Source organism: Mycolicibacterium palauense (genome assembly GCF_002592005.1).
In the GTDB taxonomy this organism is placed as follows: domain Bacteria; phylum Actinomycetota; class Actinomycetes; order Mycobacteriales; family Mycobacteriaceae; genus Mycobacterium; species Mycobacterium palauense.
This window is the reverse complement of sequence record NZ_NVQF01000055.1, coordinates 19466-41720: the sequence shown is the minus strand read 5'-3', so window position 1 is coordinate 41720 and position 22255 is coordinate 19466. Positions and strand designations below refer to the sequence as shown.

Genomic DNA, 22255 nt, shown 5'->3' with positions numbered 1-22255 from the left:
CGGCCACCGTCGCCGCACCCCTGACCACCGGGGCCATCGCACTGGTCACCGCAGAGGCCGGGCCGGTGATGGCCGGCCGGGTCAACGTCATCGACCTGACCCCGACCCTGCTCGTGCCGGTGCAGGCGATCTGGCAGCGCCACACCGTGTCCGAAGTCCGTGCCGCCATCATGGGATCGCCTGCGGCCTGAAAGCGCCCCTGCGGGCCTCGCCGACGGCGGATGGCATCGACCCAGAGGTCCTCGTGCGCGCCGCTGCCTCCGACGAGGAGTGAGACATGCTGCGTCGCAAGATCTTCTACGATCCAGCGGTGGACCTCACCGCGTCCGAGGAGTCTGCCGCTCGCCGCGCAGACCAGCCGCGGCCTCGGTGATGGCCATGACCTTCGCGCCGAAGCCGTCCCGGTCGGCGATGTCGATCGTGTTGCCGGGTGCTCCGGGGTGACCAGGCGCCCCGGTCGGGCGCCAACGGTCCGGTACTGCCGGGACTCGGCGGCACCGGACCGGCGGGTGCTGGCATCTTCACCGCTCGCTCCGGCGCGACACTGCCCGGTCCGCGGCCGTCACCTCCGACCGTCTCTGCGTCGATCCGGTTCACCGTCGGCATCGCGGCGGCCAGGGCTGCGATGTCACGTCCCCGCTGTTGGGCGACGGCGACCTTGTCGAGTTCGGTTGCCACCGGCGGGATCTGGGTGAACGAGCCGTTCGAGACGATCTCGCCGCGGTCGCGGCCGTCGCGACGCTGCTGGCCGCCCTCGTGCGCGTTTTCCAGCCACTGCACCCGGGTGGCGATGCTGGTGCGCGCGTCCAGCGCCTCACCACGCATCTCATGAAAGGCGTCGTTGGCGGCGGTACCGAGCTGAGCGACCATACCCGGCAACGGCGCCGACGCAGCACCCGCGTCGCTCAGCGCCTTGAGCGTGCCGCGGATTCGCTCCAGCTGTTCGTTGATCAGATACTCCCCGGTGCCCTCGAACGTCTGGCTGAGCGCCTCGATCTTGGCCCGCCACTGCGGGATGAACTCGTTGAGCCGGTCGTAGGTCTGGCCCAGGGTCGAGATGTTGGTGCCGGTCGGAAGCCGGGCGCCGTCGGGGTGCCACCCCAGCGCCGAATCGACGTGAAAATAGTTCTGGTTCAAGGTTTCCAAGCCGGCGTCGAGGGCGTTGAGCGCCTCGTTGTCGTCGTCGGACATCCTCGGCAGAGCGGCGTTGCCGGGCAGCCACAGCCGACCATCCCCTGAGTGACGCGGCGGTGTGACGGGATGCATGCAGCCGACGGTGCGGCAGTTGCGCGTGCTCCAGCGACATCGTCCACCAGGCGTTCAGCGTGCGCGGCGACAGCGGTTTCCCGATCTCGCCGGTGAAAACGTACCCGCTGTTATCCCCCCGCCACTTCGAGCCCAACCGGTCCCGCAGCTGCCGCTGCTCGGCTTTTGCTCGGAGCAGGATCGGCACCAGGTGCGTCGGCAGCGGGAGCGTCCGCACGCCCCTGCCGATTTGCGCAGCGGTTCCACCAAGGCCACCACATCACGGCGCAGGATGCCCTGCGCGTGTAGATCAGCCCAGACGCTCTTCCAGCGCGCCAGCATGGGGTTGATGCTCGTGTGCTTCCACACCCTGCGGTCGCCGGCTCCGGTGCGCAGCTCGGTGAGCAGCCGCTCGACGTCCGCCTTGGTGAGCTTCTGCACCGGCACCGGCCCATACCGGTCGATCACCGGCGCGAGCGCGGCGTGGTAGGCCGCCGCGGTTGTGGGCTTCACGCGGCTGCACTTGGCTTCCAGCCAGGCGGTGCACGCCTGCTCAACTGACAGGTCGCTGGCTACGACGTGTGTGCCGGCGGCGAGGTCGCCCATCGTCTCGGCGTGCCAGGCCTTGGCTTCCGCGACGGTGCGGCACCGCTTCCGCAGCTGGACCCGCTCACCCACGGGCCCGTGGTTGATCCGGGCCTCGTAGACCGGTCCGCGTTTCCCCTCGATGCGCGTGATGAAGCTGGGCAGTCTCGCCATGTGTCGATCCCATCGCAGGTGAGCAGTTCCACCTGTCCGCGATGCTCGACACGCCGGAAATTCCGCCGACCCATGTGGCAACATGTGGCAGGTTTCCCACCACCCGCAGCGTCGGCGAGGCGACCGATTCCGCATAATCGCTGGTCAAGAGCGGTGGCGGAGGGATTTGAACCCCCGGACGGTGTTAGCCGTCTCTCGCTTTCAAGGCGAGTGCATTAGGCCGCTCTGCCACGCCACCGCCGATAAGCCTAACGGTGGGCAGGCGGTGCTCAGGGCCCGGGTTTGGCGGCGTCGGTGGCCGCGGGCAGGGCGAGGGTGACGCGGCGGCAGTTCTCGCCGAGCGCCACCATCTGCGGCCGCGACAGCTGCGCCAGGAAGTAGGCGCGCACCCCCTGCGCGTAGGTGACCATCGCCTTGGCGATCAGCTCGCGGCCGGCGTCGGTGATGGTCGCCAACACCGCGCGGCCGTCCTCGGGGCTGGCGGCCCGCTGCACCAGCCCCTGCGACTCCAGCCGGCGGATCTGGCGGGTCACCCGGCTGGGCAGTGATATCAACAGTTCGGCCAGATCGCCCATCCGGGCGGATCCGGTCGGCGACGTCTCCAGCGCCTCCAACAGGCGGACGTCGGCCAGGGAGAGTCGGTGCTCTTCGCTGAGCACCTTGTTGAGCCGCGCATACACCGCCAGTGAGGAATCCAGGAAGTTTCGCCAGGACCGCTGCTCGGCGATGTCCAAACCGGGCATCTCGCTTGCGGTCCGGCCCGCGATCATCCCCGCCATGGCGTCATGTTAGGTGAACCGACGGCGCCGCGAGACCGAAACGCGCAGGTAGTAGCGTCAAGACCATGTACGCGATCGTCGTCGAGGCCCCGGACCGGCTGCGCTGGCAGCACGTCGAAGACATCTCCCCCGATGAGGGTGAGGTGCTGATCAAGGTAACCGCGGCCGGTGTGAACCGCGCCGATCTGCTGCAGGCCGCCGGTAACTATCCCCCACCCAAGGGTGCCAGCGACATCCTCGGCCTGGAGGTGTCGGGCACCGTGGCCGCCGTCGGCGGCGGGGTCGCCGAGTGGCAGGAAGGTCAGCAGGTCTGTGCCCTGCTCGCCGGCGGAGGCTACGCCGAATACGTCGCCGTGCCCGCCGGCCAGGTGATGCCGGTACCCACCGGATGCGACCTCGTCGACGCCGCCGGCCTACCGGAGGTCGCCTGCACGGTGTGGTCGAACCTGGTGATGACCGCACACCTGGGGCCCGGCGAGGTGATGCTCTTCCACGGCGGCGCCAGCGGCATCGGCACCCACGGCATCCAGGTCGCCCGCGAGCTCGGCGCCACCGTCGCCGTGACCGCCGGGTCGGCGGCCAAGCTCGAGCTCTGCCGCGAGTTGGGGGCGCACATCGCCATCAACTACCGCGACGAGGACTTCGTCGCCCGGATCAGGGAGGAGACCGGCGGCGCCGGGGCCGACGTGATCCTCGACATCATGGGGGCGGCCTATCTGGACCGCAATCTCGACGCGCTGGCACCCGACGGCCGGCTGGTGGTGATCGGCATGCAGGGCGGGGTCAAGGCCGAGATCAACCTCGGCAAGCTGATCGCCAAGCGGACCCGGGTGATCGGCACCGCGCTGCGCGGCCGCCACGTGGGCGGCGCGGCCGGCAAGAGCGCCATCGTCGAGGCGGTCGTGGAGTCGGTGTGGCCGATGATCGCCGAGAAGCGGGTGCGCCCCGTCATCGGGGCGATCCTGCCGATCGGCGAGGCGGCCCGGGCCCACCGGATGCTGGCCGCCGGCGAGGTGACCGGCAAGGTGCTGCTGACCACCGAGTGACCCCGACTGACCCGTGCCCGTCGCGCCGAGCCTGGAGTTGCCGCGACGTTGTGCGAGTGGGCATCTCGGTACCTACAGGCTCGAGGCCGGCGGGTACCGGGACCGCCGTCAGCCCAGCGAGGCCAACGCGCGGATCAGCTGGTCGACCTCGGCCATCGTCGAGTAGTGCGCCAACCCGACGGTGACCGCACCCCCCACGTCGTTGACGCCGATCACGTCGAGCACCCGCGAGCTGGCGTTGGGGATCGCCAGGATGCCGTTGTCGGCCAGGCGCTGCACCACCCGCTCGGCGGGCACGCTCTGCACCGCGAAACTGACCACCGGCAGGCGCACCTCGGGCGCGCCGAGCACCATCACCAACGGCAGCGAGCGCAGTGAGGTCATCAGGTACTCGAACAGCCGGTCCAGGTAGACGACCGCGGATTGTGTCGAGAACGCGAGCCTTTCGCGACGGCTGCCGGCCGCCGACTCGTCGAGGGAAGCCAGGTACTCCACGCTGGCCACCAACCCGCCGAGCAACCCGAACTGGTGGGCACCCATCTCCAGGCGGGCCGCACCCACGGCATAGGGATTCATCGACACCGAACTGAAGCTGTCGATCAGCGAGGGCTCCCGGAACACCAGCGCACCGACCGGGGGGCCACCCCACGACGAGGCGTTGAGCGCCACCACGTCGGCGCCGGACTCCTCGATGTCGATCAGGTGGTACGGGGCGGCGGCGCTGTGGTCCACCACCACCAGGCCGCCGACCTCCCTCGTCAGCTTGGTGACGGGCCGCAGGTCGACCATCGTGCCCAGCGTCGAGGACGCCGTGGTCATCGCCACCAGCCGGGTCGGCGGGGTGATCAGGCTCTCCCACTGCCAGGGCGGCAGCTCCCCGTTCTCGATGTCGACCTCGGCCCACTTGACCTTGGCCCCGTAGCGGTTGGCCGCCCGCAGCCACGGCGAGATGTTGGCCTCGTCGTCCAGGCGCGTCACCACCACCTCGTATCCCAGCCCGGCCCGCGACGACGACGCGTCGGCCAGTGAGGTCAGCAGCACCGCCCGGTCCGGGCCGAGCACGACTCCGCGCGGGTCGCCGTTGACGAGGTCGGCCACCGCCTCGCGGGCGGCCTCCAGCAGGGCCGCGCTTCGCCGCGCCGCCGGGTGGGGTCCCACCGAGGTGGGCATCGAGGTGCGAAACGCCGTGGAGACCGTGGTGGCCACCGCGTCGGGCACCAACATGCCGTAGGGCGCGTCGAAATGCACCCAGCCGTCGCCCAACGTGGGGTGCAGACCACGCACCCGGGCGACGTCGAATGCCATGTGCCCGTCCTTACCAGGTTTGTCAACGCTCGAGATGTCGGAGAACCGGCGAGGCTCTGCGCCCAGCACATTCGCGCCCGGGCGCTGCCGAACCCGGCCACCTGAAACGCCATCCTAGTGCAGCCCGGCGCGCGTTCGGAGTGCTAACCGGCGCTCTGTTGCTGGTTGTGCAGGGCCGTGTCACGCGGGGCACTCGCCGGCTAACCACCGACCGGTGTGGCGCAGTTGGCCGGGGGCCCGCGCACCGGGCCGGCGAGCCGAGGCGGGCAGGGATCCGGGTCCCGGGATTCCCCGGTAAGGCCAGGGCATGGGGCGAGTACGCCGACGCGCGCGGGTGCGGCGCCGGCGCGCCGGGCGGCGGGGCGACGATGTTTGCCGGCTCCGCCGCTCCGCTACCACCCGCGACGGCGAAGAAATCCGGATCGTCGCCCCCACCGCGCCCGCTGTTGCCAGGAACCCCCGCTGCGGACGCCGCAGCGCGTCGTCGCGGCCCGCCACGCACCCCGGAGAGCGCCCGCGCGTCGCGCCGGCCGCATCGGTGTGCCGGTCGTGCGCGGGCGCGCGGTACCCGACGGTTTAGGGTCGTGGGAAGAGTTCCCATCGCGGCGACCGAACGGCGCGCAACGGCAAGGCCCGCACATCCCGGTGGCGGGAAGGAGCAGACACGGACGTGAGCATGAACGACAACTCCGATGACGACAACATCGAGATCATCGGCGGCCCCGCCCCGCGGGTGGCCGACGGCGAGGTCGGCGGTGGGGCGGGCGACGACGACCAGTCGGTGACCGACCTGGTTCAGCAGCCGGCCAAGGTGATGCGGATCGGCACGATGATCAAGCAGCTGCTCGAAGAGGTGAAGGCGGCTCCGCTGGACGACGCCAGCCGCACCCGGCTGCGGGAGATCCACAAGACGTCGGTGCAGGAACTCGAGGAAGGCCTGGCCCCCGAGCTGCGCGACGAACTCGAGCGGCTGGCCCTGCCCTTCAGCGAGGAGGGGGTGCCCTCCGACGCCGAACTGCGCATCGCCCAGGCCCAGCTGGTCGGCTGGCTGGAGGGGCTGTTCCACGGCATCCAGACCGCGCTGTTCGCCCAGCAGATGGCCGCCCGCCAGCAACTGGAGCAGATGCGCGGTGCGCTGCCCCCGGGCGTGGCCGCGCAGCCGGGGCAGCGCGGGCACCACCCCGGCACCGGCCAGTACATCTGAGGTCAGTCGGTGGCCGCTCCCCACATCGAGGCCCGCGAGGCGTGGGTCGAGTTCCCGATCTTCGACGCCAAGACGCGCTCGTTGAAGAAGGCGTTCCTGGGGAAGGCCGGCGGGTCGATCGGGCGCAACAGCTCCAACGTGGTGGTGGTGGAGGCGCTGCGCGACATCACGATGTCGCTGGAGATGGGCGACCGGGTCGGGCTGGTCGGGCACAACGGCGCGGGCAAGTCGACGCTGCTGCGGTTGCTGTCGGGCATCTACGAGCCGACCCGCGGCGTGGCGACGGTGACCGGCCGGGTCGCGCCGGTGTTCGATCTCGGTGTCGGCATGGACCCGGAGATCTCCGGTTTCGAGAACATCATCATCCGGGGGCTGTTCCTGGGGCAGACCCGCAAGCAGATGCTGGCCAAGGTCGACGAGATCGCGGAGTTCACCGAGCTCGGCGAGTATCTGTCGATGCCGCTGCGCACCTACTCCACCGGCATGCGCGTGCGGCTGGCGATGGGCGTGGTCACCAGCATCGACCCGGAGATCCTGCTGCTCGACGAGGGGATCGGCGCGGTCGACGCCGACTTCCTCAAGAAGGCCCAGTCCCGCCTGGCCGCGCTGGTGGAACGGTCGGGGATCCTGGTCTTCGCCAGCCACTCCAACGAGTTCCTGGCGCGGTTGTGCAAGACCGCGATGTGGATCGATCACGGCACCGTGCGGATGCGGGGCGGCATCGAGGAGGTCGTGCGCGCCTATGAGGGCGAGGACGCCGCCCGCCACGTCCGCGAGGTGCTGGAGGAGAACGAGCAGGCAGCCCGGAAGCCGACCCGGCCCGCATGACCGAGCCGAACCCCACCATCTGCGCGGTGATCGTCACCCACCGTCGTCCCGACGAGCTGACCAAGTCGCTGGACGCGGTGGCCGCTCAGAGCCGCCGTCCCGATCACCTGATCGTGGTGGACAACGACTGCGACGACCGGGTGCGCGACCTGGTGGCCGGCCAGCCGCTGCCGACGACCTACCTGGGGTCGCGCCGCAATCTCGGCGGCGCGGGCGGGTTCGCACTCGGCATGCTGCACGCGCTGGCGCTGGGTGCCGAGTGGATCTGGCTGGCCGACGACGACGGCCGGCCGGCCGACTCGGCGGTCCTGGCCAACCTGTTGGCCTGCGCCGAGCGACATGGGCTGGCCGAGGTGTCGCCGATGGTGTGCGACTTCGACGACCCGCAGCGGCTGGCGTTCCCGCTGCGCCGCGGCCTGGTGTGGCGCCGCCGGGTCTCCGAGCTGCGCACGGAGGGCTCCGCCCAGGACCTGCTGCCCGGCATCGCGTCACTGTTCAACGGTGCGCTGTTCCGCGCCACCACCCTGGAGGCGGTCGGGGTGCCCGATCTGCGGCTGTTCGTCCGGGGCGACGAGGTCGAGATGCATCGGCGGCTGGTGCGTTCCGGGCTGCCGTTCGGCACCTGCCTGGACGCGGTGTACCTGCACCCGCAGGGCGGCGACGAGTTCAAGCCGATCCTGGGTGGGCGGATGCACACCCAGTACCCCGAGGACGCCGCCAAGCGTTTCTTCACCTACCGCAACCGCGGCTACCTGCTGTCCCAGCCGGGGCTGCGCAAGCTGGTCCCCCAGGAATGGGTCCGGTTCGGCTGGTACTTCCTGATCACCCGGCGCGACCCGGCCGGCCTGATCGAGTGGTTCCGGCTGCGCCGGCTGGGCCGGCGGGAAAGGTTCCACCGATGACGTTCACCGACGCCGCGGCACAGTCGAAGACCCTCTACCGGGCCCGGCGCGATCTGGTCGAGGGGTTCGGCCGGCGCGAGCTGTGGCTGCACCTGGGCTGGCAGGACATCAAGCAGCGTTACCGGCGCAGCGTGCTGGGGCCGTTCTGGATCACCATCGCCACCGGGACCACGGCGGTGGCCATGGGCGGGCTGTACTCCAAGTTGTTCCACCTCGAGCTCTCCGAGCACCTGCCCTACGTGACGCTGGGCCTGATCATCTGGAACCTCATCAACGCCTCCATCCTGGAGGGCGCCGACGTGTTCGTCGCCAACGAGGGACTGATCAAACAGCTGCCGACCCCGCTGTCGGTGCACGTCTACCGGTTGGTGTGGCGACAGCTGATCCTGTTCGGGCACAACATCGTGATCTTCGTGGTGATCGCGATCATCTTCCCCAAACCGTGGTCGTGGGCCGACCTGTCGGTGGTGCCGGCGCTGGCGCTGATCGTGCTCAACTGTGTCTGGGTGTCGCTGTGTTTCGGCATTCTGTCCACCCGCTACCGCGACATCAGTCCCCTGCTCTTCTCGCTGGTCCAGCTGCTGTTCTTCATGACGCCGATCATCTGGAACGACGCCACCCTGGAACGCCAGGGCGCCGGCCGGTGGCGCACGATCGTCGAGCTCAACCCGCTGCTGCACTACCTGGACATCGTGCGGGCCCCGCTGCTGGGTGCCCAACAGCAGCTGCACCACTGGGTGGTGGTGCTGGTGCTCACGGCGGTCGGCTGGCTCACCGCGCTGCTGGCCATGCGGCAGTACCGCGCCCGGGTGCCCTACTGGGTGTAACCGGCAGGCGCCTTCGTGGTCACCTCGGGGCCATCACCGATTCGGTCGCGGCGCGTTCAATGGCCGGGCAGAGGCGGAACACCGATGTCCGCCACCGCCGCCACGCCGCAAGGAGACCCACCATGGACGAACGCGATACCGCCGCACCGGCCGATATCACCGCCGCCCCGGCCGATGCCACCGCCGCCCCGGCCAATGCCACCGCCGCCCCGGCCGATGCCGAAGAGCACATCGTCGAGGAGCACACCGGGGCCCAGCCGGAGACCGAGTCCGATACGGAGCCGGGCGCGGAAGACGCGCTGGCGGTGCTCGACGACCCGGCGCAGGAGCCGTCGAACGGCGAGGCCCACGCCGTCGTGCTGCGGGATCGCCTGGAGCGCCAGCTCGTCGCCGGGCAGGGGTTGACCCGCGAACTGGTCGACGCCACCACCGACGTGAGCGCCGCCCTGCTCGAGGCCCCCGCCAGGGTGGTCGCGGCCGTCCGCGGCGGTGCCACGCTGCCGGCCGCGCTGCAGCACACCGGGACCGACCTGCGCGAGATCGTCACCGGGACCGGCGACCACCTGCGCTCGGTGGTCGGCGACTACGTCGGCGCACAGGCCACCCTGCCCGCCGCGGTGCTCGCCGGCACGTCCGACGTCGCCGGTGCGCTGGTGCGGGCCAACGGGCGGGTGACCGCCACCGCTGTCGACGGGGCGCTGAGCCTGGGGGTCGTCGCGGTTCGCGGCGAGGATGTGCGCGGCGCCGCCGACCAGGAGTGGCGCGAGGTGATGTCAGCCTTCGAGCGGGCGCGGGCCACGGTCACCGAGACCGTGACCACCGCGCGCCTCGGGGTGCGCGAGGCCGTCAGTATCTGATCCGGATCAGATCCGTATCTGATCCGTATCAGATCCGGCGCCCGTCAGCCCGGGACGTGCCCGCCGTCGGGCTCGGGGCCGAAGACGAACCGGCGACCGCTGATCTCCTTCGGGGTGATCCGCACGTAGCGCAGCTTCACGGTGGCGATCCACGGGTAGAGACCCGCCTGCTCGGCCTCCTGGATCTCCTCGGCGCCGAAGAGCACCTGCGCGGTGCCGCGGACCACCACGCTCCACCCCTCGGTGATGCCGTGGTCGTCGGCCTCGAACAACACGTTGTCGTTCATCACGGTGCCGAACAGCTTGGTGCCCTCGGCGGTGCGGAAAAGCAGGGTGTGCTTCTGTACGACGAAGTTCACCGGGAAGATCTCGGACCGGCCCTCGAACGTGGTGACCAGACGGCCCAGAGACACGCTGGAGAGCAGGTCCCAGCTCTGGTCGTCGTTGAGGACGGTTACCGGATCTCTGTCAGTCGCCATGACCTAATCCTCCCCGATTTTCGCGGTTTGCGGGTAGTGACGGCGGGCATCGGGGCGGGGACCAAAGAACGCGCCGGTACACCCCGTCGGCCCTAACCGCTCCCGTGCGACCCGGTGTCGACGTCGCCGGTCAACGTCTTCAGCTCGGCGGTCATGTTGGCGCGCGCGGCGGCCTCCCACCGCCGCCGCGCCGCGGGCGTGCGGAACAGACCCGGCCCGCCCAACAGCGCCCGGATGACCCGCGCCCGCCCGGCGCGGAACTTCTCCTCGGGCACGTGCGAGTACTCGGCGCGAATGGCCGCGGAGTTGCGGCGGTATTCCTCGGGCGGGACCGCCAGCGCGGCCAGGTCGGCATCCGAGAGCACCTCGGCGTCCCGGTCGCCCGGCGCGGGATCGTGCTCGACGGTCATCCGGATCAACCGGGCCACCTCGGCGACGAGGCTCGCCGGCAGGCCCAGCCCGCCCAGTTCGGCCTCGGCCTGCCGGGCGCTGCGTTCCTCGTCGTCGGGACGCGCGTCGTAGATCACGTCGTGATACCAGGCCGCCAACCGCACCGCGTCGGCGTCGTCGGCGTGGTCGGCCAATTCGTCGATGCGGCCGAGGACATCACGCAGGTGCGCGACGTCGTGGTAGCGGCGGTGCGGCTCGCTCCAGCGCGCCAGCATGGCGCGTCCGACCGCCTCGGCACGCGGGGAGTCACAGTGGCGCTGCAGCAGCGCCCGCCACGCCTGCACCAGATCCTGCACGCCATCCATCCTGCTACACATCGGCCCACGTACCATTCCGGCGATGGCCGGAATCGTCCCCACCCCCCGCGTGAGCCTGAAGGTTCAGGTGCTGCGATTTCTGGTCACCGGGGGGCTCGCGGCCGTCGTCGACTTCGGTCTGTACGTGCTGCTCTACATGGGCGCCGGCGTGCAGGTGGATCTGGCCAAGGCGACCAGCTTCGTCGTGGGCACCATCACCGCCTACCTGATCAACCGCCGCTGGACGTTTCAGGCCGCCCCGCACCGCGGACGCTTCGCGGCCGTCATGGTGCTCTACGCGCTGACCTTCTCCGTGCAGGTCGGACTCAACCATCTGGTCCTCCACCTGGCCGACTACCGCAACTGGGCGGTGCCCGTCGCGTTCGTCATCGCGCAGGGCACCGCCACCGTGATCAACTTCGTGGTCCAGCGGGCCGTCATCTTCCGCGCGCACTGACCCGCCGGGACCGCGCGGTACCCTACGAGGCGATGTCCACGACCACGACACGGCGGCTGACCGGCTGGGGACGTACCGCACCCTCGATGGCCGACGTGCTCACCACCTCGGATCCCGAACAGATCGTCAAGGCCGTCGTCCGCGCCGCCGACGATCCGGGCCGCGGCGTCCTGGCCCGCGGCCTGGGCCGCTCCTACGGCGACAACGCCCAGAACGGCGGCGGCCTGGTCGTCGACATGCCCGCGCTGAACCGAATCCACTCGATCGACGCCGACACCGCCCTCGTCGACGTCGACGCCGGGGTGAACCTCGACCAGCTGATGCGCGCGGCGCTGCCGTTCGGGCTGTGGGTGCCGGTGCTGCCGGGCACCCGCCAGGTGACCGTCGGCGGGGCCATCGCCTGTGACATCCACGGCAAGAACCATCACAGCGCAGGCAGTTTCGGCAATCACGTCCGCTCGATGGATCTGCTCACCGCCGACGGCCGGATCCGCCGATTGACGCCCTCGGGAGGCTCCGACGAGGACACCGCGCTGTTCTGGGCGACGGTCGGCGGCAACGGCCTGACCGGGATCATCATGCGGGTCACCCTGGCGATGACCCCCACGGAGACGGCCTATTTCATCGCCGACGGCGACGTCACCGCGACCCTCGACGAGACCATCGCCTTCCACAGCGACGGCAGCGAGGCCGACTACACCTACTCCTCGGCGTGGTTCGACGCCATCAGCGCGCCCCCCAAACTGGGCCGGGCCGCGATCTCGCGGGGCTCGCTGGCCCGGCTGGACCAGCTGCCGCCGAAACTGCAGAAGAACCCGCTGAAGTTCGATGCCCCCCAGCTGCTGACCTTCCCCGACGTGTTCCCGAACGGGCTGGCCAACAGGTTCACCTTCACCCCGATCGGCGAGCTCTGGTACCGCAAGTCGGGCACCTACCGCAACAAGGTGCAGAACCTGACGCAGTTCTACCACCCGCTGGACATGTTCGGGGAGTGGAACCGGGCCTACGGGCCGGCCGGTTTCGCCCAGTACCAGTTCGTGGTGCCCACCGAAGCGGTCGACGAGTTCAAGCGGATCATCGTCGACATCCAGGCCTCCGGGCACTACTCGTTCCTCAACGTGTTCAAGCTGTTCGGCCCGGGAAGTCAGGCGCCGCTGAGCTTCCCGATGCGGGGCTGGAACGTCGCACTGGACTTCCCGATCAAGGCCGGGGTCGGCGAGTTCCTCGCCGGCCTGGACCGCCGCGTCCTGGAGTTCGGCGGCCGGCTCTACACCGCCAAGGACTCGCGCACCACCGCCGAGACCTTCCACGCCATGTATCCCCGCATCGAGGAGTGGATCGCCGTGCGCCGCAAGGTCGATCCCGACGGTGTCTTCATGTCCGACATGGCCCGACGCTTGGAGCTGTCCTAGATATGGTGTTCGACGCGGTAGGCAACCCGCAGACGATCCTGGTGCTCGGCGGCACCTCCGAAATCGGACTGGCCATCTGCGAGCGCTACCTGCGCGACGCGCCGGCGCAGATCATCCTGGCCGCCCTGCCCGGGGATCCGCTGCGCGACGACGCCGTCGCCCAGATGCGGGCCGCCGGGGCGAAATCGGTACAGGTCATCGACTTCGACGCCACCAAGCCCGACACCCACCCCGCGGTGATCGAGCAGTGCTGGAGCGCCGCGGACGCCGGCGACATCGACGTCGCGATCGTCGCATTCGGCCTGCTCGGCGACGCCGAGGAACTGTGGCAGAACCAGCGCAAGGCCGTCCAGATCGCCGAGATCAACTACACCGCAGCCGTTTCCGTCGGCGTACTGATCGGTGAGAAGATGCGCGGGCAGGGCCACGGGCAGATCATCGCGATGAGCTCGGCCGCCGGCGAACGGGTGCGCCGCTCCAACTTCGTCTACGGCTCCACCAAGGCGGGCCTCGACGGCTTCTACCTCGGCCTCGGGGAAGCCCTGCGCCCGTTCAACGTTCGGGTTCTGGTGATCCGACCCGGGCAGGTCCGTACCCGGATGAGCGCCCACGTCAAGGAGGCCCCGCTCACCGTCGACAAGGAGTACGTCGCCAACCTGGCGGTCACCTCGGCGGCCAAGGGCAAGGAGCTGGTCTGGGCCCCCGGTGCGTTCCGCTACGTGATGATGGTGCTGCGCCACGTCCCGCGGCCCCTGTTCCGCCGGCTGCCGATCTAGGGCATGCAGACCACCGACACGATGGCGGCTCCCGCCGGCGACGGGACCGGGGGCGGGACCGGGGACGGGACTGAAGCCCCCACCGGTACCCGGCCCTGGCGCAACGCCGCGATCACCGTCGGCCACCTGGTGGTCGCCGCGCTGCTGGCCGTGCTGGTCTCGGTGGTGGCGCTGGCCGCGATCGGCCGGGTCGAATGGCCGGCGTTCCCGTCGAGCAACCAGCTGCACGCGCTGACCACCGTCGGGCAGTTCGTGTCGCTGGCCGGCCTGCTCGGCGCGGGCTGGCTGTGGCGACGGGGCCGGCACCTGCCGGCCCGCCTGGGGGCGGTGCTGTTCCTGTCCGCCTTCGTGATCGCCACCCTCGGGATGCCGTTGGGTGCCACCAAGCTGTATCTGTTCGGCATCTCGGTGGATCAGCAGTTCCGCACCGAGTACCTGACCCGCCTGGCCGACAGCGCCGCGCTTCGGGACATGACCTATGCCGGCCTGCCCCCGTTCTATCCCCCGGGCTGGTTCTGGCTCGGCGGGCGCGCCGCGGCGCTGACGGGCACACCGGCCTGGGAGATGTTCAAGCCGTACGCGATCACCTCGATCGCGGTGGCGGTGGTCCTGGCCTTCGTGCTGTGGACCAGGCTGGTGCGCTTCGAATACGCACTGGTGGTCACCGCCGCGACCGCCGCGGTGACCATGGCCTACGCCTCCCCGGAGCCCTACGCCGCGATGATCACGGTGCTGCTGCCGCCGGTCTTCGTGCTGGCATGGTCGGGCCTGTCGGCCCACGGCCGAGCCGCCGGGGCGGGCCGCTCCGCGGGGTGGGCGGCGGTGGTGGGTGTCGGCGTCTTCCTCGGTGTCACGGCGACGTTCTACACGCTGCTGCTGGGGTTGTCGGCCCTGACCGTCGCGGTGATGGCGGTGGTGGCGGCGCTGGCCCGGCGGTCCTGGGATCCGATTCTGCGGCTGGCGGTGATGGGGGTGCTCGCGGTCGCGATCGCCCTGACCACCTGGCTGCCGTTCCTGGTGCGGGCGGCCGGCGAACCGCTGTCGGACACCGGCAGCGCCCAGCACTACCTGCCCGCCGACGGGGCCGTGCTGACCTTCCCGATGCTGCAGTTCTCGCTGCTGGGCGCCCTGTGCATGCTGGGCACCATCTGGCTGGTGGTGCGGGCACGCTCCTCGGTGCGGGCGGGGGCGCTGGCGATCGCGGTGCTCACCGTCTACCTGTGGTCGCTGTTGTCGATGATCACGACGCTGGTGGGCACCACCCTGCTGTCCTTCCGGCTGCAGCCGACCCTGACCACGCTGCTGGCCGCGGCGGGCGCCTTCGGGTTCATCGAGGTGACCCTGGCGGCGGCGCGCCGCTGGGGCCGCACGATGATCCCCATCGCCGCGGTGATCGGGCTGGCCGGCGGCATGGCGTTCAGCCAGGACATTCCCGACGTGCTGCGCCCGGACCTGGCCGTCGCCTACACCGACACCGACGGGTACGGCCAGCGCGGCGACCGGCGCCCCCCGGGATCGGAGAAGTTCTATCCCGAGATCGACGCCGCCATCATGGCCGCCACCGGCGACCGGCCGCGCGACCAGACGGTGGTCCTGACCGCCGACTACGGCTTCCTGGCGTTGTACCCCTACCTGGGCTTCCAGGGGCTGACCTCGCATTACGCCAACCCGCTGGCACAGTTCGACGCCCGGGCCGCGGCGATCGAGAGCTGGGCCGACCTGGACACCTACCGGCAGTTCATCGATGAGCTCGACGCGCTGCCGTGGCGCCCGCCGCAGGTGTTCCTGATGCGCCGCGGCGCGAACGACACCTACACCCTGCGGCTGGCCGAGGACGTCTACCCCAACCAGCCCAACGTGCGGCGCTACACCGTCGATCTCGACGCGGCCCTGTTCGACGGCCCGCAGTTCACGGTCACCGAGATCGGCCCGTTCGTGCTGGCCGTAAGGACCCGAGCCTGACGGGCCCCGGCTCCGGACCGATACCATCTACCTCCGTGGCGAGCCCGTCCTCCACGGTGGAGGCACCGTATGCGACCGCGCGCATCGTCGCGGTCGTCGCCGGCCTGCTCGGCGTGCTGCTCGCACTGGCCACCCCGTTCCTGCCGGTCAAACAGACCACCGCCCAGTTGAACTGGCCGCAGAACGGCGTGCTCGACAGCGTCACCGCACCGCTGATCTCCTATGTCCCCACCGATCTGGAGATCACGGTGCCCTGCCAGGTGGCGGCCGGCCTGACCGGTCCCGGCAGCGCCTCGCGGACCGTGCTGCTGTCCACCGTGCCCAAGCAGGCGCCCAAGGCCGTCGATCGCGGCCTGCTCATCGAGCGCGCCAACAACAACCTCGTGGTCGTGGTGCGCAACACCCCGGTGGTGGTGGCGCCGATGAGCGCGGTGCTCAGCCCGCAGTGCCAGCGGCTGGTGTTCAGCGCCCACGCCGACAAGGTCACCGCCGAGTTCGTCGGCCTGACCATGGCCGACTCCACCGAGTCCGACCCCGACGATCCGAGCGCGCCGCTGCGCGGCGAACGCGGCGGCTACGACTTCCGGCCGCAGATCGTCGGTGTCTTCACCGACCTGTCCGGGCCCGCCCCGCCGGGCCTGACGTTCTCGGCCACCATCGACACCCGCTACAGCAGCTCCCCGACCCTGCTGAAGCTCGTCGCCATGATCGTCGGGCTCGTCATGACGGCCGCCGCGCTGGTGGCGCTGCACGTGCTCGACACCGCCGACGGGATGCGCCACCGACGATTCCTGCCGCCGCGCTGGTGGTCGATGACGCCGCTGGACGGGCTGGTGACCGCGGTGCTGGTCTGGTGGCACTTCGTCGGCGCCAACACCTCCGACGACGGCTACATCCTGACCATGGCCCGGGTCTCCGAGCACGCCGGCTACATGGCCAACTACTACCGCTGGTTCGGTACCCCGGAGTCGCCGTTCGGCTGGTACTACGACCTGCTGGCGCTGTGGGCGCACGTGAGCACGGCCAGCGTCTGGATGCGGCTGCCCACCCTGGTGATGGCGCTGGCGTGCTGGTGGGTGATCAGCCGCGAGGTCATCCCGCGGCTGGGACACGCCGTCAAGCTGTCCACCGCGGCGCGCTGGACCGCCGCGGGCATGTTCCTGGCCTTCTGGCTGCCGTTGAACAACGGCCTGCGCCCCGAACCGATCATCGCCCTGGGCATCCTGTTGACCTGGTGCTCGGTGGAGCGCGCGGTGGCGACCAGCCGGCTGCTGCCGGTCGCGGTGGCCTGCATCATCGGCGCGCTGACGTTGTTCTCCGGCCCCACGGGCATCGCCTCGATCGGCGCGCTGCTGGTGGCCATCGGCCCGCTGCGCACCATCCTGCACCGGCGCTCCGGCCAGTTCGGTCTGTGGCCGCTGCTGGCGCCGATCCTGGCCGCCATCACCGTCACCTCGATCCTGATCTTCCGGGACCAGACCTTCGTCGGGGAGATCCAGGCCAGCTCCTTCAAGTCGCTGGTCGGCCCCAGCCTGAGCTGGTTCGACGAACACACCCGCTACGAGCGACTGTTCCTGGCCACCCCCGACGGCTCGGTGGCGCGCCGGTTCGCGGTGCTGGCACTGCTGGTGGCGCTGGCGGTGTCGGTGGCGATGTCGCTGCGCAAGAACCACATCCCCGGGACCGCGACCGGGCCCAGCCGCCGCATCATCGGCATCACGATCATCTCGTTCCTGGCGATGATGTTCACCCCCACCAAGTGGACCCACCACTTCGGGGTGTTCGCCGGCCTGGCCGGATCGCTGGGGGCGCTGGCCGCCGTCGCGGTCACCGCGCACGCGATGAAATCGCGGCGCAACCGCACCGTGTTCGCGGCGGTGGTGCTGTTCGCGTTGGCGCTGGCGTTCGCCAGCGTCAACGGCTGGTGGTACGTGTCCAACTTCGGTGTGCCGTGGTCGAACCAGTTCCCCGAGTGGCACTTCGCCTTCGCCACCGTCCTGATCGGCCTGTCGGTCCTGACGCTGATCCTGGCGGCGGTGTTCCACTTCTCCTCCCGTGGTGAACGCCCGTGGCGACCCACCCGGATGGGCCGGCTGCTGCACTCCCCGCTGGCCATCGCCGCCTGGCTGCTGGTCTTCTTCGAGGTGTTGTCGCTGACGCTGGGCATGACCGCCCAGTACCCGGCGTGGTCGGTGGGCCGGTCCAATCTTCAGGCGCTGACCGGGAAGACCTGCGGACTGGCCACCGACGTGCTCGTCGAGCAGAACCCCAACGAGGGGATGCTGCAGCCGATCGGGGTGCCGGCGGGCGACGCGCTGGGTGCGGAGGCCTCCCGGGGCTTCTCCCCCGACGGGATCCCGTCGGACGTCTCGGCCGACCCGGTGACCGAGGACTCCGTGGCCGACAACTTCGCCGACACCGACGGCGGCACGGACGCCGACGCCGAGGCCGGCACCGAGGGCGGCACCACCGCCACCACCGGTATCAACGGTTCGCGGGCCCGGCTGCCGTTCGGGTTGGACCCCAGGACCACCCCCGTGCTGGGCAGCTGGAGTTCCGGGGTGCAGCAGCCCGCGGCGCTGCGCTCGGCGTGGTACCGGCTGCCGCCGCGCGACGGCACCCCGCTGCTGGTGGTCTCCGCGGCCGGCCGGTTCGACCCCGACGAGGTCCAGGTGCAGTGGGCCACCGACGCCGGCGGGGACGACCCGCGCCCGGGCGGATCGCTCACCTTCGGCGACATCGGCGCCGCGCCGGCCTGGCGCAATCTGCGGGCGCCGCTGGACTCCATCCCGGCCGAGGCCACCCGCATCCGGCTGGTCGCCTCCGACGACGACCTGGCCCCGCAGCACTGGATCGCATTGACCCCGCCGCGCATCCCGCAGCTGCGGACCCTGCAGGAGGTCGTCGGCTCGCAGGACCCGGTGCTGCTGGACTGGCTGGTGGGCCTGGCGTTCCCGTGCCAGCGCCCGTTCGACCACCGGAACGGGGTGATCGAGGTGCCCAAGTGGCGGATCCTGCCCGACCGCTTCGGCGCCGAGGCCAACTCGCCGGTGATGGACTACCTCGGCGGAGGCCCGCTGGGCATCAGCGAGCTGCTGTTCCGCGCGACGACGGTGCCGACGTATCTCAGGGACGACTGGTTCCGCGACTGGGGCTCGCTGCAACGCCTGTCCCAGTTCTATCCGCAGGCAAGGCCGGCGCGGCTGGATCTGGGCACCACCACCCGCAGCGGGTGGTGGAGTCCCGCGCCGCTGCGGCCGTCCTGACCCCCCATCCCCGGCCCGCGACCGGGGCGCGCCCGCGCCGGTGTGCTGGCCCGATCCGGGAGCGGCGCGGTGCACACGGCCTGGCTCCGACGGCCGCTTAGCCGCGTCGCATACCATCGAGCCTCGTGCCTGCCCACCGCCTCGCCCGTCTGGTCGCCGTCATCGCGGGCATCGCCGGTGTGTTGCTGTGCGCGGTGGTGCCGCTGCTGCCGGTCACCCAGACCACGGCCACCATCACCTGGCCGCAGGCTCCCGGCCCGGACGGCTTCGTCACCGACGTCACCGCGCCGCTGGTGTCCGGCGCCCCGCAGTCGCTGGACGTGTCCATCCCGTGCCCGGCGGTCGCCACCCTGCCCGCCGACGGCGGCCTGGTGTTCTCGACGATCCCGCCGGACGGGATCGACGCCAGCCGCAACGGTCTGTTCGTCCGCGCCACCTCCGACGTCGTGTTCGTCGCCTTCCGCGACACCGTCGCCGCGTCGGCGCCCCGGGAGGCCGTCGACTCCGGCGCCTGCAGCACGCTGCACATCTGGGCCGACGACGGCGGCGTCGGCGCCGACTTCATCGGCATCCCGGGTGCCGCCGGAACGCAGCCGGTCGAGAAGAAACCTCAGGTCGCCGGCCTGTTCACCGCGCTGAAGGTGCCGGCGCAGCCCGGTCTGGGCGCGCGGGTGGACATCGATACCCGCTTCATCACCACACCGACCCCGCTGAAGCTGGCCGCCATGGTGCTGGGGGTGGTGTGCGTGCTCGCCTCCATCGCGGCGCTGGCGGTGCTGGACCGTCGCGGCGGCCACCGGGTCGGGCACCCGTGGCGGCGGCTGTGGCGGGTGAGCGTGTCGACCTGGCTGGCCGACGCCGGGGTGATCGGCACACTGCTGGTCTGGCATGTGATCGGCGCGCTGTCCTCGGACGACGGCTACAACCTCACCATCGCCCGGGTCTCCGGCGAGGCCGGCTACAGCGCCAACTACTTCCGCTACTTCGGCACCACCGAGGCCCCCTTCGACTGGTACCAGTCGGTGCTGGCGCACTTCGCGGCCATCAGCACCGCCGGTGTCTGGATGCGGGTGCCCGCCACCCTGGCCGGCATCGCCACCTGGCTCATCCTGAGCCGCTGGGCGATCCCCCGGCTGGGCCGGCGGCTGGCGCTCAACCGGGTCACGGTGTGGACCGCGGGCGCGGTGTTCCTGGCCGCCTGGCTGCCGTTCAACAACGGGCTGCGTCCCGAACCGCTGATCGCCTTCGGTGTCCTGGCGACGTGGGCGCTCGTCGAGTACGCGATCGGCTCGCGCCGGCTGTGGCCGGCCGCCGTCGCGGTGGTGGTCGCGGTCTTCAGCGCCACCCTCGCCCCGCAGGGACTCATCGCGGTGGCCCCGCTGCTGGTGGGCGCCCGCGCGCTGGCACGGCAGATCCGCGCCCGCCGCGGCACCGACGGGGTGCTGGCCCTGATCGCACCCCTGGCCGCGGCGCTGTCGCTGATCTTCGTCATCGTCTTCCGGGACCAGACGCTGGCCACCGTCGCCGAGTCCGCCCGCATCAAGTACAAGGTCGGCCCGACCATCCCCTGGTACCAGGACTTCCTGCGGTACTACTTCCTGACCGTGGAGGACAGCGCCGACGGCTCGATGACGCGCCGCTTCGCCGTCCTGGTGATGCTGCTGTGCCTGTTCGGTCTGATCGCGGTCATGCTGCGCCGCGGCAATGTGCCCGGCGCGGCGTCGGGCCCGCTGTGGCGCCTGCTGGGCACCACCGCCGTCGGCCTGCTGCTGCTGACGTTCACCCCGACGAAGTGGGCCGTGCAGTTCGGCGCCTTCGCGGGCCTGGCCGGCGCGCTGGGGGCCGTGACGGCGTTCGCGTTCTCCCGGGTCGGGTTGCACAGCCGCCGCAACCTCGCGCTGTACGTCACCGCCCTGCTGTTCGTGCTGGCCTGGGCGACCTCGGGGATCAACGGCTGGTTCTACGTCGGCAACTACGGGGTTCCGTGGTTCGACCGCCAGCCGGTGCTGGCCGGATACCCGGTGACGACGATGCTGCTGGTGCTCGCGATCGTCGGTGGGCTGCTGACGGCGTGGCTGCACTTCCGGATCGACTACACCGGGCACGTCGAGGTGGCCAACACCCGCCGCAACCGTGTGCTGGCGTCGACACCGCTGCTGGTCGTCGCCCTGATCATGGTGTTGCTCGAGGTCGGCTCGATGCTCAAGGGCGCCGCGCAGCGCTACCCCGTCTACACCACCGCCAAGGCCAACGTCGAGGCCCTGGCCTCGGGGCTGTCCGCGGACAGTTGCGCGATGGCCGACGACGTCCTGGTCGAGGCCGACACCAACGCCGGGATGCTGCGGCCGGTCCCGGGCCAGAAGTGGGGCGAGTACGGCCCGCTCGGCGGGGAGAACCCGGTCGGTTTCACCCCCAACGGCGTCAGCGACACCCTGACCCCGCCGCACCCGGTCGTCGCCAACCCCGGCACCGTGAACTCCGACGGCGACCCGGACAAACCCAACACCGGCGTGGCCTTCGCCGCCGGCACCGGCGGCGGGTACGGCCCGGAGGGTGTCAACGGCTCGCGGGTGTTCCTGCCGTTCGGCCTGGACCCCGCCCGCACCCCGGTGATGGGCAGCTACGACGAGAACACCGTGGCCGCCAAGGCCACCTCGGCCTGGTACCAGCTGCCGCCACGCAGCCCGGACCGCCCGCTGGTCACCGTCGCCGCCGTCGGGGCCATCTGGTACTACGACGAGGAGCACGAGTTCCACTACGGCCAGTCGCTGAAACTGCAGTGGGGTGTGCACCGCCCCGACGGCACCTACGAGGCGCTCGACGAGGTCCAGCCCATCGACGTGTTCGCCCAGTACGCCTGGCGCAACCTGCGCTTCCCGCTGGCATGGGCGCCACCGGAGGCCAACGTGGCACGCATCGTCGCCGACGATCCCAACCTGTCCACCGACCAGTGGTTCGGATTCACCCCGCCGCGGGTGCCCACGCTGGAGACCGCCCAGCAGTTCCTGGGCTCGCAGACGCCGGTGCTGATGGACATCGCCACGGCGGCCAACTTCCCCTGCCAACGGCCCTTCTCCGAGCACCTGGGCGTCGCCGAACTGCCCGAATACCGGATCCTGCCGAACTTCAAGCAGATCGTGGTGTCCTCCAACCAGTGGCAGTCGGCGCAGAAGGGCGGGCCCTTCCTGTTCATCCAGGCCCTGCTGACGACCTCGTCGGTGCCGACCTACCTGCGTGACGACTGGTACCGCGACTGGGGATCGATCGAGCGCTACATCCGGCTGGTCCCGCAGGACCGCGCCCCCGACGCCGTCATCGACCAGGGGGCCCAGCAGGTGTCCGGCTGGCACCGCGCCGGACCGATCCGGGCCCTGCCGTGACCGGGGCCGCGAACGGCGCCGTGAA

General features: G+C 70.8%; 18 protein-coding genes, 1 tRNA gene and 1 pseudogene. 13 read left to right on the top strand and 7 right to left on the bottom strand.

Going from position 1 to position 22255, the window contains the following annotated elements:
* A pseudogene (locus CSR00_RS19785) lies at window positions 1–191 on the top strand (LysR family transcriptional regulator); the annotation flags it as partial.
* Window positions 192–297: 106 nt separating this feature from the next.
* Here the strand turns inward: CSR00_RS19785 and CSR00_RS19780 are convergent.
* From CSR00_RS19780 to CSR00_RS19765, 4 genes are all read right to left on the bottom strand, one after another.
* Window positions 298–1191, bottom strand: coding sequence for a hypothetical protein (locus CSR00_RS19780; RefSeq protein ID WP_099024129.1), 894 nt, complete (start codon window positions 1189–1191; stop codon window positions 298–300).
* A 129-nt stretch (window positions 1192–1320) separates the two neighbouring features.
* Window positions 1321–2004: a hypothetical protein gene (locus CSR00_RS19775; protein ID WP_099024128.1), complete on the bottom strand. Its 684-nt coding sequence runs from the start codon at window positions 2002–2004 to the stop codon at window positions 1321–1323.
* A 151-nt stretch (window positions 2005–2155) separates the two neighbouring features.
* Window positions 2156–2242: transfer RNA gene (locus CSR00_RS19770), tRNA-Ser, on the bottom strand.
* A 31-nt stretch (window positions 2243–2273) separates the two neighbouring features.
* Window positions 2274–2783 carry a MarR family winged helix-turn-helix transcriptional regulator gene (locus tag CSR00_RS19765; protein WP_099024127.1) on the bottom strand — a complete coding sequence of 170 codons (510 nt, stop codon included), beginning with the start codon at window positions 2781–2783 and terminating at the stop codon, window positions 2274–2276.
* Between the two features lie 65 nt (window positions 2784–2848).
* Here CSR00_RS19765 and CSR00_RS19760 point away from each other — a divergent pair, with 65 nt between their 5' ends.
* The gene (locus CSR00_RS19760; protein ID WP_099024126.1) at window positions 2849–3829 is read left to right on the top strand and encodes an NAD(P)H-quinone oxidoreductase; all 981 of its coding nucleotides are present in this window, start codon (window positions 2849–2851) and stop codon (window positions 3827–3829) included.
* 108 nt (window positions 3830–3937) lie between these two features.
* On the opposite strand, the gene CSR00_RS19755 is transcribed toward CSR00_RS19760, so the two are convergent.
* On the bottom strand, window positions 3938–5134 hold the full coding sequence (locus CSR00_RS19755; RefSeq protein ID WP_099024125.1) for a cysteine desulfurase-like protein: 1197 nt from the start codon (window positions 5132–5134) through the stop codon (window positions 3938–3940).
* Between the two features lie 676 nt (window positions 5135–5810).
* On the opposite strand from CSR00_RS19755, the gene CSR00_RS19750 reads away from it, so the two are divergent.
* The 5 genes from CSR00_RS19750 to CSR00_RS19730 all read left to right on the top strand — a co-directional run bounded on the left by CSR00_RS19750 (window position 5811) and on the right by CSR00_RS19730 (window position 9752).
* A complete protein-coding gene (locus CSR00_RS19750) occupies window positions 5811–6338 on the top strand; it encodes a bacterial proteasome activator family protein (protein WP_099024124.1) in 528 nt (175 codons plus the stop codon).
* A 9-nt stretch (window positions 6339–6347) separates the two neighbouring features.
* Window positions 6348–7166 (top strand): galactan export ABC transporter ATP-binding subunit Wzt/RfbE, encoded by an 819-nt coding sequence (gene wzt / locus CSR00_RS19745; protein WP_099024123.1) that lies wholly within the window; start codon window positions 6348–6350, stop codon window positions 7164–7166.
* Window positions 7163–8068, top strand: a complete 906-nt coding sequence (gene glfT1, locus CSR00_RS19740; protein WP_099024122.1) for a galactofuranosyltransferase GlfT1 — start codon at window positions 7163–7165, stop codon at window positions 8066–8068. The genes wzt and glfT1 overlap by 4 nt, the downstream gene beginning before the upstream one ends.
* Window positions 8065–8895, top strand: coding sequence for a galactan export ABC transporter permease subunit Wzm/RfbD (wzm, locus tag CSR00_RS19735; RefSeq protein WP_099024121.1), 831 nt, complete (start codon window positions 8065–8067; stop codon window positions 8893–8895). The genes glfT1 and wzm overlap by 4 nt, the downstream gene beginning before the upstream one ends.
* Window positions 8896–9017: 122 nt before the next feature.
* On the top strand, window positions 9018–9752 hold the full coding sequence (locus tag CSR00_RS19730) for a hypothetical protein (RefSeq protein WP_099024120.1): 735 nt from the start codon (window positions 9018–9020) through the stop codon (window positions 9750–9752).
* 44 nt (window positions 9753–9796) lie between these two features.
* Here the strand turns inward: CSR00_RS19730 and CSR00_RS19725 are convergent, their stop codons facing one another.
* Together CSR00_RS19725 and CSR00_RS19720 are read right to left on the bottom strand one after the other, a co-directional pair.
* Window positions 9797–10231, bottom strand: a complete 435-nt coding sequence (locus CSR00_RS19725) for a pyridoxamine 5'-phosphate oxidase family protein (RefSeq protein WP_099024119.1) — start codon at window positions 10229–10231, stop codon at window positions 9797–9799.
* A 92-nt stretch (window positions 10232–10323) separates the two neighbouring features.
* Window positions 10324–10986, bottom strand: coding sequence for an HD domain-containing protein (locus tag CSR00_RS19720; protein WP_245906277.1), 663 nt, complete (start codon window positions 10984–10986; stop codon window positions 10324–10326).
* A gap of 34 nt (window positions 10987–11020) precedes the next feature.
* On the opposite strand from CSR00_RS19720, the gene CSR00_RS19715 reads away from it, so the two are divergent.
* The 6 genes from CSR00_RS19715 to CSR00_RS19690 all read left to right on the top strand — a co-directional run bounded on the left by CSR00_RS19715 (window position 11021) and on the right by CSR00_RS19690 (window position 22230).
* A complete protein-coding gene (locus CSR00_RS19715; protein ID WP_099024118.1) occupies window positions 11021–11434 on the top strand; it encodes a GtrA family protein in 414 nt (137 codons plus the stop codon).
* Window positions 11435–11466: 32 nt separating this feature from the next.
* Complete coding sequence (locus CSR00_RS19710) at window positions 11467–12846, top strand: decaprenylphosphoryl-beta-D-ribose oxidase (RefSeq protein ID WP_099024117.1); 1380 nt, start codon at window positions 11467–11469, stop codon at window positions 12844–12846.
* 2 nt (window positions 12847–12848) lie between these two features.
* On the top strand, window positions 12849–13622 hold the full coding sequence (locus CSR00_RS19705; protein ID WP_099024116.1) for a decaprenylphospho-beta-D-erythro-pentofuranosid-2-ulose 2-reductase: 774 nt from the start codon (window positions 12849–12851) through the stop codon (window positions 13620–13622).
* A gap of 3 nt (window positions 13623–13625) precedes the next feature.
* Entirely contained in the window at window positions 13626–15584 is a 1959-nt protein-coding gene (locus CSR00_RS19700) for a galactan 5-O-arabinofuranosyltransferase (protein ID WP_245906275.1), read from the top strand.
* Between the two features lie 35 nt (window positions 15585–15619).
* Window positions 15620–18850, top strand: a complete 3231-nt coding sequence (locus CSR00_RS19695) for an arabinosyltransferase domain-containing protein (protein WP_099024115.1) — start codon at window positions 15620–15622, stop codon at window positions 18848–18850.
* Window positions 18851–18975: 125 nt separating this feature from the next.
* Entirely contained in the window at window positions 18976–22230 is a 3255-nt protein-coding gene (locus CSR00_RS19690) for an arabinosyltransferase domain-containing protein (RefSeq protein ID WP_099024114.1), read from the top strand.
* Window positions 22231–22255: the final 25 nt, after the last annotated feature.

Coding starts and splice junctions, on each gene's coding strand:
- CSR00_RS19755 (WP_099024125.1), bottom strand. CDS start 5,134: ATGGCATTCGACGTCGCCCGGGTGCGTGGTCTGCACCCCACGTTGGGC.
- CSR00_RS19705 (WP_099024116.1), top strand. CDS start 12,849: ATGGTGTTCGACGCGGTAGGCAACCCGCAGACGATCCTGGTGCTCGGC.
- CSR00_RS19720 (WP_245906277.1), bottom strand. CDS start 10,986: ATGGATGGCGTGCAGGATCTGGTGCAGGCGTGGCGGGCGCTGCTGCAG.
- glfT1 (WP_099024122.1), top strand. CDS start 7,163: ATGACCGAGCCGAACCCCACCATCTGCGCGGTGATCGTCACCCACCGT.
- CSR00_RS19710 (WP_099024117.1), top strand. CDS start 11,467: ATGTCCACGACCACGACACGGCGGCTGACCGGCTGGGGACGTACCGCA.
- CSR00_RS19775 (WP_099024128.1), bottom strand. CDS start 2,004: ATGGCGAGACTGCCCAGCTTCATCACGCGCATCGAGGGGAAACGCGGA.
- CSR00_RS19765 (WP_099024127.1), bottom strand. CDS start 2,783: ATGGCGGGGATGATCGCGGGCCGGACCGCAAGCGAGATGCCCGGTTTG.
- CSR00_RS19725 (WP_099024119.1), bottom strand. CDS start 10,231: ATGGCGACTGACAGAGATCCGGTAACCGTCCTCAACGACGACCAGAGC.
- CSR00_RS19700 (WP_245906275.1), top strand. CDS start 13,626: ATGCAGACCACCGACACGATGGCGGCTCCCGCCGGCGACGGGACCGGG.
- CSR00_RS19760 (WP_099024126.1), top strand. CDS start 2,849: ATGTACGCGATCGTCGTCGAGGCCCCGGACCGGCTGCGCTGGCAGCAC.
- CSR00_RS19750 (WP_099024124.1), top strand. CDS start 5,811: ATGAACGACAACTCCGATGACGACAACATCGAGATCATCGGCGGCCCC.
- CSR00_RS19780 (WP_099024129.1), bottom strand. CDS start 1,191: ATGTCCGACGACGACAACGAGGCGCTCAACGCCCTCGACGCCGGCTTG.
- CSR00_RS19730 (WP_099024120.1), top strand. CDS start 9,018: ATGGACGAACGCGATACCGCCGCACCGGCCGATATCACCGCCGCCCCG.
- CSR00_RS19715 (WP_099024118.1), top strand. CDS start 11,021: ATGGCCGGAATCGTCCCCACCCCCCGCGTGAGCCTGAAGGTTCAGGTG.
- wzm (WP_099024121.1), top strand. CDS start 8,065: ATGACGTTCACCGACGCCGCGGCACAGTCGAAGACCCTCTACCGGGCC.